Source organism: Polynucleobacter sp. AP-Sanab-80-C2 (assembly GCF_035012965.1).
Lineage (GTDB): Bacteria > Pseudomonadota > Gammaproteobacteria > Burkholderiales > Burkholderiaceae > Polynucleobacter.
Window position 1 is genome coordinate 113,020 of sequence record NZ_JAYGQS010000003.1, and the last position, 11,817, is coordinate 124,836.

The 11,817-nt window shown below is 44.4% G+C and carries 12 protein-coding genes; 5 read left to right on the forward strand and 7 right to left on the reverse strand.

Annotated features, from left to right (window positions below; genetic code table 11):
- Window positions 1-20 precede the first annotated feature (20 nt).
- The 5 genes from VC178_RS06000 (at window position 21) to VC178_RS06020 (ending at window position 5,401) form a co-directional block, all read left to right on the forward strand.
- On the forward strand, window positions 21-860 hold the full coding sequence (locus tag VC178_RS06000) for a cobalamin B12-binding domain-containing protein (protein WP_323481898.1): 840 nt from the start codon (window positions 21-23) through the stop codon (window positions 858-860).
- Window position 861: 1 nt separating this feature from the next.
- Window positions 862-2,274, forward strand: coding sequence for a transcriptional regulator PpsR (gene ppsR, locus VC178_RS06005; protein ID WP_323481899.1), 1,413 nt, complete (start codon window positions 862-864; stop codon window positions 2,272-2,274).
- Between the two features lie 10 nt (window positions 2,275-2,284).
- Window positions 2,285-2,971, forward strand: coding sequence for a spheroidene monooxygenase (locus tag VC178_RS06010; protein ID WP_323481900.1), 687 nt, complete (start codon window positions 2,285-2,287; stop codon window positions 2,969-2,971).
- The gene (crtD, locus tag VC178_RS06015) at window positions 2,934-4,529 is read left to right on the forward strand and encodes a 1-hydroxycarotenoid 3,4-desaturase CrtD (protein WP_323481901.1); all 1,596 of its coding nucleotides are present in this window, start codon (window positions 2,934-2,936) and stop codon (window positions 4,527-4,529) included. Before VC178_RS06010 ends, crtD begins: the two co-directional genes overlap by 38 nt.
- 116 nt (window positions 4,530-4,645) lie before the next feature.
- Window positions 4,646-5,401, forward strand: coding sequence for a carotenoid 1,2-hydratase (locus VC178_RS06020; protein ID WP_323481902.1), 756 nt, complete (start codon window positions 4,646-4,648; stop codon window positions 5,399-5,401).
- A 22-nt stretch (window positions 5,402-5,423) separates the two neighbouring features.
- On the opposite strand, the gene VC178_RS06025 is transcribed toward VC178_RS06020, so the two are convergent.
- The 7 genes from VC178_RS06025 to pufB all read right to left on the reverse strand — a co-directional run bounded on the left by VC178_RS06025 (window position 5,424) and on the right by pufB (window position 11,683).
- Entirely contained in the window at window positions 5,424-6,458 is a 1,035-nt protein-coding gene (locus tag VC178_RS06025; protein WP_215318451.1) for a phytoene/squalene synthase family protein, read from the reverse strand.
- A complete protein-coding gene (locus tag VC178_RS06030; protein ID WP_323481903.1) occupies window positions 6,455-7,972 on the reverse strand; it encodes a phytoene desaturase in 1,518 nt (505 codons plus the stop codon). Before VC178_RS06030 ends, VC178_RS06025 begins: the two co-directional genes overlap by 4 nt.
- A gap of 77 nt (window positions 7,973-8,049) precedes the next feature.
- The gene (pufC, locus tag VC178_RS06035; protein ID WP_215295322.1) at window positions 8,050-9,117 is read right to left on the reverse strand and encodes a photosynthetic reaction center cytochrome PufC; all 1,068 of its coding nucleotides are present in this window, start codon (window positions 9,115-9,117) and stop codon (window positions 8,050-8,052) included.
- A complete protein-coding gene (gene pufM / locus VC178_RS06040) occupies window positions 9,114-10,136 on the reverse strand; it encodes a photosynthetic reaction center subunit M (protein WP_216861642.1) in 1,023 nt (340 codons plus the stop codon). Before pufM ends, pufC begins: the two co-directional genes overlap by 4 nt.
- Before the next feature lie 18 nt (window positions 10,137-10,154).
- Complete coding sequence (gene pufL / locus VC178_RS06045; protein ID WP_215295324.1) at window positions 10,155-10,979, reverse strand: photosynthetic reaction center subunit L; 825 nt, start codon at window positions 10,977-10,979, stop codon at window positions 10,155-10,157.
- Between the two features lie 83 nt (window positions 10,980-11,062).
- Window positions 11,063-11,269, reverse strand: a complete 207-nt coding sequence (pufA, locus tag VC178_RS06050) for a light-harvesting antenna LH1, alpha subunit (RefSeq protein ID WP_088524712.1) — start codon at window positions 11,267-11,269, stop codon at window positions 11,063-11,065.
- A gap of 261 nt (window positions 11,270-11,530) precedes the next feature.
- Window positions 11,531-11,683, reverse strand: coding sequence for a light-harvesting antenna LH1, beta subunit (gene pufB / locus VC178_RS06055; protein ID WP_215295328.1), 153 nt, complete (start codon window positions 11,681-11,683; stop codon window positions 11,531-11,533).
- Between the last annotated feature and the right edge of the window lie 134 nt (window positions 11,684-11,817).

An 11,817-nucleotide genomic window follows, 5' to 3' on the forward strand; every position in this document is an offset into this window, starting at 1 on the left:
AGGCTATTAGGAGATGGGCTTTGTCAGATCCACTGAAAAAAACGTTCCAATCTAATGTAAGTGAATTGGATAACGCAGAAATGAAGCTATGGCTAAATAAAACCATAGAATCAGAGATCATCCCGCGCTTGCTGATGGGGCATAAATTAGAACCAGCAAACGATCAATTTATTCGCCAGATTAATGAAATCAATATTACGCAAGTTGAAATTGTCGACTTTTGCCAAATATTGTTGGATGGCCCCATAGAGGATTCCTTCTCCTTTATAGATAAGATGCAAAAATCGGGGCATACCCTTGTATCGCTCTATATGAATCTGATTCCAGCGTCTTGTAGACGCTTGCAGCATCTTTGGGAAAATGATGAAAACAGCTTTACAGAGGTGACGGTCGCGCTAGGGCGTGCTCAGAACCTCATTCACCAACTTAGCCCTCTCTTTATGAGTCAAGGCAATCTCTCCCATTACCAGGGTAACGCCCTTCTGATTAATGCACCGGGGTCGCAACATACCCTGGGGATCTTAATATTAGGTGAATTTTTCAAGCTGAATGGCTGGAATACGACAGTCGAAATTGAAACTTCTAGTGCAGAATTAAAGGATCGAATCAACTTGCAAGCCTTTGATTTATTGGCAATTTCTATCTCATGTGAAGATCAGTGGGATACTATGGAGGCATTGCTAAACGAAGTAAAGAAGGTGTCAAAAAATAAGGGGATACTGACCATGGTGGGCGGTCCATTATTTGATTACAAACCAGAATTAGTAAAAGCTTGCTCTGCAGATGCCTGCGCCCTAACAGCCGAAGAGGCTATTAAAACAGTGTCGGATCTTTTAGCCCAAAGAACTAGCCTAAATTAATATGCCTGCCTCACATCATCCAGAGCAACTCTTTTCAGACCTGAGCAGTAAAGAGCTTAGCCTGATTGCTCAAGCCTCGGCAGATATTTCGCTTCTGTTGGATGATTATGGAACCATAGTCAACATCTATTCTGAAAATCAGAGTCTAGCCAAACAGATCCCAGATGGCCTCATAGGAAAAAAATGGTTAGACATTGTTGTACCAGACAGCGTCAAAAAAATGCACTACTTGATAGAAGACGCTAGCTCAGACAAGATCACTAAGTTTCGACAAATCAATATGGTCGGTAACCATCAAAATTTGGTACTGCCAATGATGTGCACTTCCATCAAAACATCATCCAATAAAAAAATTATCGTTATTGGCAGGGATCTTTCGGAAGCATCCAAGCTGCAACAAGATTTAGTTGCTGCCCAAAAAGAAATTAGTAAAAATTATCTGCAAATAAGTCAACTAGAAGAACGCTTTCGGTCGATCTTTGAAATCGGTACTGAATCGGTCATCATCGTTAAGGGAGATGATGCTTATCAGATAGTCGAGATGAATGGCAACGCAATTAGGCAAATGCTACTAGCTAAAAATAATTGCATTGGAAAGTCATTTCTTTCGCTCTTACCTGCAGCAGAATTAAACAAAGTCAAAACCTTTCTTCAGACCGTACAAAATACTGGCGAACCTAATACTCTAGAAACTGTCATTGACAGCGGGCAAGTCATTCGGATCAAAGCAACTTCTTTTATAAATAGCGGAAAACCCTACTTATTATTTAACCTTACGCAACCCGACTTAGCTAAGTCATCCAACTTATTAGATGCTGACTCCTTAACTGTTAAGGCCATTGAAAATAATGCGTATGGTTTTATTGTGTGCACTCCGGAAGGTCAGATCCTCAAAGCAAACAAGGCCTTTATTAAATTAAGTAATGCTAAGACCGAACAAGACTTGATTGGCACTACTATCCAAAATTATCTAGGGCACGACACAACAGATTTTGATCGCATGATGCAGTCCTTAAAAGGAAAAGCAAGTACTCAATCTTGTGTCTCTTCGATTAACAACAATAGTGGTGGTTTTAAACTAGTAGATATTTCAGCGGTATCCGTAGTTCAGCCACGCGCTTGTATTGGCATGATTTTCCGACAAGTAGATTCGAGACAAAATAAAGATAAGCGTATCGACAAGAAACTAGTACGAAATTCTGATGAATTGTCGATGCTGGTTGGAAAAGTCCCCTTGAAGGACATCCTAGCCGAAACCACTGACTTAATTGAGCAACTCTGCATCAAAGCTGCCTTAGATCTGACAAAAGACAATCGTGTTTCTGCCTCTGAGATCTTAGGCTTATCTCGACAAAGTCTTTATATCAAACTCAGAAAGTATGGTCTAGTAGACTCCAATAAGGATATTGATTAGAAAGTCAGTAATGGGCAACCAAGTTGCATTGATGGTCCTTGTAGACATTCAATCATCAGCAAAATTCAGCGGAATCTTAAGACTCATGTTTGCAAGACTATGGCTTTGGTCAACGCCAGGACTAGAGTTCTACAAACACATGGGCTCAGGAAGAAACGGGGGCTTTTCATTTCATCCCAGCGCTACCCATCAAGCACTGTTTTGCATTTTCAAAGATATCGCTAGCGCCGAAAGATTTTATAAAACCTCTCGGCTGATTCAATGGTATCGGGCGCACGCTAAAGAATTTTTTTCAGTAAAACTCAAAACCTATTCAATTAAAGGTCAGTGGTCAGGCTTTGTACCTCAAATTACTGTCGATGCACCTTCATCAGGACCAATCGTATCAATTACCAGAGCCTCTATTAAGCCCCTCAATTGTTTGCAGTTCTGGAGTAAAGAACCAGCGGCTGAAAGCTCACTTGAGCAAACGTCTGGCTGCATTATTGCCGCCGGCATTGGTGAAGCTCCCTTTTTTCGCCAGGCTACTTTTACAATCTGGGAATCGCAAGCAGCAATGGATCAATATGCCAGACAAGGCGCTCATCAAGCTGCCATCCGCGCATCCATGAGCGGTAACTACTTTTCAGAATCGATGTTTTCACGCTATCAACCTTTTGATGCCTTCGGTAGCTGGAAGGGTCGCACTCTTGGCTAAGGCACCCGTTGTCATTATTGGTGGTGGTATAGGTGGATTGACCTGCGCACTCGACCTCGCCTCCTCTGGGGTTGAGGTGATCTTGATTGAAAAAGAATCTCAAGTTGGCGGCAAGATTCGACAACTGAATTGCTCAAAGGATCCACTCGAGCCTGCACTCATTGATTCCGGTCCAACCGTCTTCACAATGCGCTGGGTATTTGATGCCCTCTTTCAAAAGGCAGGCACCTCACTAGAGTCTGAGTTAAAGCTTGAAAAATTAAATATCCTAGCAAGGCATGCCTGGAGTAAAGATGAAAGGCTCGATTTATTTTCTGATGTAGAACAATCTGCACAAGCCATTGCAGCATTTTCCTCTCCAGCGGAAGCAAAACGCTTTCTACAATTTTCCGATCAATGTCGCAGACTGTATAAGGCGCTAGAAAAGCCTTATATGCTGTCTGCTAAACCAAACTTTGCCGGAATGATTTCGGATTTGGGAATGTCTGGATCCAAAGTCTTATATGAAATTGGTTTGTTTAATAATCTCTGGAAATCACTCGGCAACTATTTCCATGACCCAAGGTTGCGTCAGTTGTTTGGTCGCTATGCTACTTATTGTGGATCCTCACCCTATCAAGCGCCAGCAACCCTCATGCTGATTGCCGATGTTGAAGCACAGGGTGTCTGGGCGCTGGAAGGTGGCATGTATTCATTAGTAAAAACGATTCGCAAATTAGCCGAAGCTAAAGGTGTGCAATTTTTAACCGGGCAAGCATGCGAAGAAATCTTGTTAGATCACGGTCGTATATCAGGTGTCAGGCTTACGGATGGAACTGTTCTGCATACTGAATCTGTCGTTTTTAATGGCGATCTTGCAGCACTGCAAACTGGCTTACTCAATTCAGAAGGAAGCAAAGCGCTGAGCGCAAAAATGATTCCCCCTTCACCTGCTAAGAGATCTCTTTCTGCAATTACCTGGTCGATGAATACCAAGACAGATGGCTTCCCTTTGGTGCGACACAATGTGTTCTTTAATCAAAATTATCATGCAGAGTTTGATGATATTTTTAGCAAGAGACGTCTCCCTGTAAAACCAACAGTCTACGTTTGCGCTCAAGATCAAAGTGATGTTTATCAATCATCCTCAAATACTCAAAGGCTACTTTGCCTGATAAATGCTCCCGCAAACGGCGATCAATCAGAATTTAATGCTCAAGAAATTGACGCATGCGAACACGAAACTTTTGGTCTTCTGCAACAATGTGGTCTCAACATCGACTTGGATAGCGCAATATGTCAACGTACAACGCCCTCCCTTTTCAACCAGCTCTTTCCGGCAACGGGGGGAGCCCTTTACGGCCAAGCCAATCATGGTTGGATGGAAACTTTTGGGCGAGCTTCAGCGCTAAGCCCGATTCCGGGCCTCTACCTAGCGGGGGGCAGCGTGCATCCGGGTCCGGGAGTACCGATGGCCGCGCTCTCGGGACGAATGGCGGCCGCAACACTGATGGATCACCTCGGTTTGATCAAGCTGTCGGGCAGAACGCTTATCTCTGGTGGTACATCGACGCTCTAAGCGATGACGGTAAGCACGGCATAGTCCTGATTGCATTTGTTGGTAGCGTATTTTCACCTTACTATGCGTGGGCTAGAAGAGGTAATGCCACTGTTAATCCAGAAAATCATTGCTCATTGAATGTTGCCATTTATAGCCGAGGAAAAAATCGTTGGGCGATGACTGAGCGAGGAGAAAAACAAGTTTCCCGCAATGCTACCGAATTTATGATTGGCCCCAGTAATCTGCGTTGGGATGGAGAAAAATTAATCGTTCATATCGAAGAGCGCGCAGTGCCTTTTGGTCAAAAAGTTTCAGGTACGGTTGAACTCTATCCAAATACCTTATTCAACTTTAGTACGCCTTTAGATGCTGCTGGCAAACATCGTTGGGGCCCTCTTGCCCCTTCAGCACGGGTCAAGGTGCGCTTAAACTCCCCAGATTTACAGTGGGTAGGTAACGCTTATTTAGACTCAAATGAAGGTGATGAGCCTATCAGTCAATCTTTTCATGAGTGGGACTGGTCCAGAGCAGAGATGAGTGGCGGTCGAACTGCTGTCATTTACGATGTACGAGAAAAGAGTGCTCAAGAAAAGATATTGGCATTGACCTTTAATCCTAATGGAACAATTGACCATTTTGAACCTCCGCCAAGACAGGCTTTGCCAAAAACCATTTGGGGTATTCGAGGGCATATGCGCAATCAAAGCTCTAAAGGTTTAGAGGTAGTTCAGGTTTTAGAAAACACGCCTTTTTATACGCGTTCCGTTTTAAATTCTGAACTACTGGGTGAAAAGGTGCTTTCGTTTCATGAAACCCTCAGCGTGCCAAAGCTAACGCTGACCTCAACTCAATTGATGCTGCCTTGGAGAATGCCTCGGATTACGTGGTAATTGGCAACTGAAGTTAATACGTTTACTGTAAAGCTCTGCCACTCTTGCGAGGATTGCGACGACGTTCTTGTCTCTCCATGAGATCAACAAACCACAGCAAACGATCGTGAGCCGTTCCTTCAAAACGCTTTTCATGAGGCACTTCAATTACCGCATCTACTAAATACTGAATGGCTTTATCAGCATCCACTTTCAGCTGTCTAGAAAATATTTTAGAGATTGCCGTAAAGGCTTCAGCTAAAAGGACTACTTTTCTCTTGGAAGGTACGTAGGCTCTTGTCGAAACAGAATCCAAATTAAGCTTTTCTACCTGGCGACCAATCTCCGCATAAATCAGTCGAGCGGCCTGAATAGCGGGACGGCAATCCCATGGCAAATCAGAAATGCCGTTCTCCGCACGAGAATATAAAACATCTGCATGCTTTAAGAGACGCGCAATCACAGAAGCAATTTGATCATTAAACTCTGGCTTACTGAGCCAAGCCTGCGGATCTAGGCCCGCTTCCCTAAGCCAAGCAAGGGGTAAATAGATGCGCCCGTTTGCAGCATCTTCACCAACATCGCGTGCGATATTCGTGAGCTGCATGGCCAGACCAAGTTCACATGCTCTTGCCAAGGTCTCAGGTTCTCGACGATCCATAATGACACACATCATTGCCCCTACAGTACCTGCAACCCGTGCGCAGTAATCGAGTAGATCTTCTAAGGTTTCGTAAGTTTTAAATTGGGTGTCCCACTCATAGCCCTCAATCAATGCGAGAGGCAGACTAATGGGCAAATCAAATTCTTTCACCACAATCGATAAAGCACGATCAGCAGCAATATCATCAGGCATACCTTGATAGATACGATCAAGGCGTTCACGCAATTTTGGTATCGCATCCGGCTCTGCATCTATCGCATCAGCTACATCATCCGTAATTCGACAAAACGCATAAAGGGCAGTTGCGGGATCTCTCACTCTCTGAGGCAAGATTCTGGAGGCGGCGAAGAAGGACTTGGATCCATCCCGCATGGTTGCGACGCACTCTTGAAGATCTTTAATATTTTGACTCATGTTAGGACTTTTTTAGGATCGGCTACTACAGACATTAATGCTTTTGCCGAAGATAAAACACCGGGGATACCCGCACCAGGGTGGGTTCCAGCGCCCACCATATAAAGACCTGCAACATCCTCACTACGGTTATGAGGTCTAAACCAAGCGCTTTGTAATAAGAGGGGCTCAAAACCAAAGGCAGCACCTTTGACTGACAAGAGGCGATCCTGAAAATCTTGAGGTGTCATACAAAAAGATGTCTTGAGGTGTTTTTCAAAGCCAGGCAAAACACTTTTATCTAGATACTTAGCGATCGCTTGACGATAAGAGTCAGTCTCTTTAGACCAGTCCGTACCGCTTGCTAAATTCGGCACTGGAGCTAACACGTAAAATGTATCGCCGCCAGCAGGAGCTAAAGATGGATCCGTAGCTGTTGGTCTATGCAAATACAGACTGAAGTCATCTGCCAAGACGTGTTTCTTAAAGATATCCGTTAATAGCTCTTTATAACGTTTACCCAACAAGATCATATGGTGGGGAACATCAGGATATTGCTTGTCTGTGCCAAAGTACCAAACAAAGAGACTCATTGAATATTTACTACTATTGACCTTAGAGTCAGTCCACACTTTCCGATGCTCTGGGGCGATGAGTTTCTGATAAGTCCAAGCGGCATCCGCATTCGAAACCACAATATCAGAAGGTATAAATTCACCATTGGCAAGTGTGACACCCTGAGCTTTACCATTGACTACTTCGATACGCTTCACTTCAGAGTTAAGCCGAATCTCCACCCCTCTATCAGCCAATAAACCCGCTAAACCTTTAATTAAAGAGCCAGTTCCACCCATAGCAGAATGAACGCCATGGCGTCGCTCCAAGGAGTTGATGAGTGCATAGACCGCGGTTACAGAAAAAGGATTTCCACCAATTAAGAGTGGATGAAAACTCATCACCTGACGTATCTTGTCATTTTTTAAATGACGTGCAACTAACTTGTAAATACTCTCCCAGGCCTTCATCTTGATCATCGATGGAATTGCACGAATCAAATCACCAATTGAGTCAAATGCAGTGGAACTGAGTTCCTGAAATCCAAGCTTGTAGCATTTTTCTGCCTCCGCTAAAAATCGCTCATAACCTGGCAAGTCTTCTGGTGCAAACTTAGCCACTTCGGCGCGCATTCTGGCGGGGTCACCGGTATAGTCAAAGTGGGTGCCGTCATCAAAGCGGATGCGATAGAAGGGATCCATTAAACGAAGGTCAACATCGTCGGACATTTTCTTACCGCACAACTCCCATAACTCATTAAGCAGGAAGGGTGCAGTAATAATGGTGGGGCCAGCGTCAAAGGTATAGCCATCGCGACGATGAACGTATGCCCTACCCCCTGGAGCGTCGAGCTTTTCTAAAACAATGACCTTATAGCCTTTACAAGACAAACGAATGGCGGCTGCTAAACCACCAAATCCACTTCCAATCACAATGGCAGTGGATACTTCATTTTCCTTAAAGTCAGCTTTTTTTAACATTTCCTCAAACCAACTTTTCTACAAAAAAATAGCGTCATATTGATCGTATGACGCTATTGGTTAGAACGAACTATAGATTACTTCATTGCCACCGATTTTGCTGGTGGAACAGGATCCTTAGCCTTCATCGCTGGCTTTGCTGGACCAGTTAAGAAAGGATAGTCTGACAACATCGATACTCCATAAAGTGGCTTGTAAGCCCCTTGGTGGCAAGTAGCACAATTGGCTTTGGCAACATCTCCAGTAGGCCCTAAACGATGCTCTGGAAATAGACCTTTAATTGGCTCCATGTAATTATTATTGATATCTTGCGCCATCCGAATGGCATACCAAGCTCTAGCTCTTTGTGGAGGGCTCTCTTCCCAAGATGAGAAATTACGCGAGTTATGGCAATACGTGCAATTAACACCCAATGATTTTGAGAAGTGCATCATCAAACCATAGGTCGCTTCAGTTTCGTTGATGCTGTGTTTATTGCCTGTTGGTAATGCGGTGCCGCCCTGCACGCGAATGTTGCTCGATTTCGTGAGGTACTGAGCAAAATAATCATTTGGCAAGGATGAATAGCCTGAAGCAGCAACTGGCGTATTTTGTCCGTCTTTATCACCTAGCAGTCCATTGCCCGTCTGTTGCTTCGGCGCTTTGAACCAAACTTGCTCAGGGATATTATTGCCACGATGGCAGGTGTAGCATGTCACGCCCGTCTGCGCTACGTGATCTTGCCATTGAGTATTCACTCGCTGTGTCATCAAAATCATATTGCGCGCAACTTGCTTGGTGTAGAGCGAGTCATCTGCAAAGTTCGCAGGGTTATGACAATAAGTACAACCTTGCTCTGGCGCAACCCAGCTTGTCATGGAAGCCATGAAGGTACCAAATTGAGCTACGCTCAAATTATTCAGAACTTTCACATTTTTATAGACTGCTCCTGCTTTTGGTCCATCTGCTGGAGCAGCGCCATACGAGACAGGTACAGCATTTTTCTCAGCCTGTTCAGCTAAGATGCGCGGGTTGTAAATCAAATCCATGCCTGTTCCACGGAAGCCATGCTGGACAGCTTCAATTGGAGGCCTCTCGCAGCCGGACAGAACCAGAACACTTGCCAACAGAGCCGGCAATATCAGAAATTTTCTTAATTGCTTCATGGCTTAACTCCTGTAATAACAGGTGCAGCAGGTGCAGCTGGCGGGACGAATCCAGAAGTGGCTGGATCGGGGATAGGGACTCCAAAAACGTCTGGATAAGAAGGGGCGACATTATGTTTAACTGCCCATAAATACCAGTTATCCACTACGGTACCGGTGAGCAAAATACCAATGCCACCTACTAAAGGTGTTAGTACTGCAAACCACCAAGCCCAACGGTGAATCGATTCCATCGTGGCATTAAAGCCCATGGTCCATCTCCAGAACAAAGCGGCTCTTTCTGAAGCTGTACCACGATCAACGATTTGCTCAATCTCGCGTTCGCCACCAAAGCGGCTGACTGCCAAAATCGTTGCGCCATGCATGGCAAATAAGAGTGCTGAGCCATAGAGGAAAACAATCGAGAGCATGTGGAATGGGTTATAGAATAAATTGCCATAGCGCAATGAAAATGCGGCAGTCCAATCTAAGTGCGAGAAGACTCCAAATGGAACCGCCTCACTCCAGCTACCCATCATGATCGGACGAATGAATCCCAAAACAAGATATAACCAGATAGCCGCTAAGAAACCCCAGGCAATGTGAGTACCCATACCTAAAGCGATAGCACGACGATACATTCTTGCCCACCACAATAGAATCGATACGGTTAGGAAGAAGCCTGCCATCATCCACCAGCCACCCTCATTGAGGGGCATAAACAGAGACAAGCCATGTTTAGGTAAAGGTGGATCCAGTGACAGCCAAAATAATTGGCGCACAAATTGAATTGGGCTCCAATTAACTGAGGCCAGCATATTCCAGCCCATGATCTGAATGGCAATAATGCCGAAAAATAAAGAGGCTAAACCAAGACGTCCTAAATAAATTGGTCCTAACTGAGCATTACCCAATCGGCCAAATAAATGATAGAGCTTAGGCTCGCCAAAGCGCTCGCGCTCATCATAAGGGTCTATGGAGACGCCATGATGTGGTGGCGCAACGACTTGAACTTGAGTAAAAAGGTTTTGATATTCCATAATTTTTATATTCCCCTCTTATCGCCAAATCGGCAGGTTCAACCACCAGCCCCACCATTCTGGCCAACCACGAGTCCAAAATGGGCCGCTAATCACAATACAAACGGCGCTCCAGAAAACTGCTGCTAAAGCTAAAAATAATCCGAGGCGATGAATGCCTAAAGTTCCGATGGAATAACCGATCGCATCTCTAAAGAAAGTATCTTCATGCTCAGGCGTTTTAACAAACTGCCCTTTTTGTGGATTGGTGGACGATAAGACCAAGCCACCGTGTAATACCAAAGCGAAGGTGGTAGTAAAGAATAAGGACACAGCGATCATATGCGCTGGGTTGTAATGAAAATGTAAGTACTGATAGCCTGTATTCGATACCCAATCGAGGTGACTTAAGATGCCATATGGGAAACCGTGACCCCATGCACCCATGAGTACAGGTCTAATGACTACCAAAGTGAAATACGCAAATACCGCCATTAAGTAGGCGAAGGGAACATGAAGTCCCATACCCAGTTTTCGGCAAATTTCAATTTCACGTAAAGCCCACGAAAAGAATGCGCCTAGAGCACATACTGTGATGAGCTGCCACAGGCCTCCTTTTAATAAGGGGGCAAAGCCTAATCCATAACTGATATCCGGTGGGGCAATGTTAATTTGCCAAGGGTTCCAGGTTGGACCCTGTGAAGCGCCCCATAAAATGAGTGCGGTGCCTAAAAAAGCAAAGAAGACAGTCGTAACACCAAAAAATCCAACATAAAACGGCCCTACCCAAAAATCGAATAAGTCCCCACCAACTAAGGTACCACCTCGAACACGATACTTTCTTTCAAAACTTAGCATGGCCATTTTTATGCTCTCCAATGAATGGATAAATAGGGTTGAGCTAAAAAGCTTTTTAACCTAACCCTATTCACCATTTTTTATACAAATTACTTTGCTGCTGGAACTGATGGTGGCATTGCAGAACCTGTTTTTGCTTCCATCGCCTTGAACTGGGCTTGGCTCAAACCATCCAACCAGTTGAAACGAACGCTGCTCAGCAAAATCAAGTGAATCATTGCTGCAAGACCAAACAGAAAAATACCTTGAACAACCATTGATCGCAACGGATCATACAGTTTCCAAATTCTCCACATAATCTTCTCCTAATTTAAGTAAGACATAAAACCATAAACAGCCGACCTTGTGCCCTCAATAAGCGATTTTTCTTCAGCCCCTGGAAGCCAAGAACTCCACTTATTTGGCAAAATCTGGGTAAACAAAGAAATAACAAAGCACACTAGAAAACACAAAATAAAAATAAGATTGAAAGAAATAGAATCTTCTCTAATCATATTTTTTTTCCTGCTCATAACGTGATCATTTTTCATTTCATCCCCCTAAGATTGAGTCCTATTTCAGTGGAACCAAGGACGCCAAGCCCAAACCAAAATATGGGCTACTACTGCTATCGAAACAAAACCAACTAAACCTTGGACGTACAACTGGTGAAACTCCTTGGCTTCGTCATCAGTAAGGCCGGATATTGAACCTGTTCTGTGGTCGCTCATAACCTAATACCTCCTTCAAAAATAGCCTTGCGGCCGTTACCGCGCTTAACCCGCGCGACATGGGCTGTAGCGTACGGCATGCCACATTCCGTTTTCAACAAATCAATTGATTTGTTGTAGTTAACTTTTGCCAA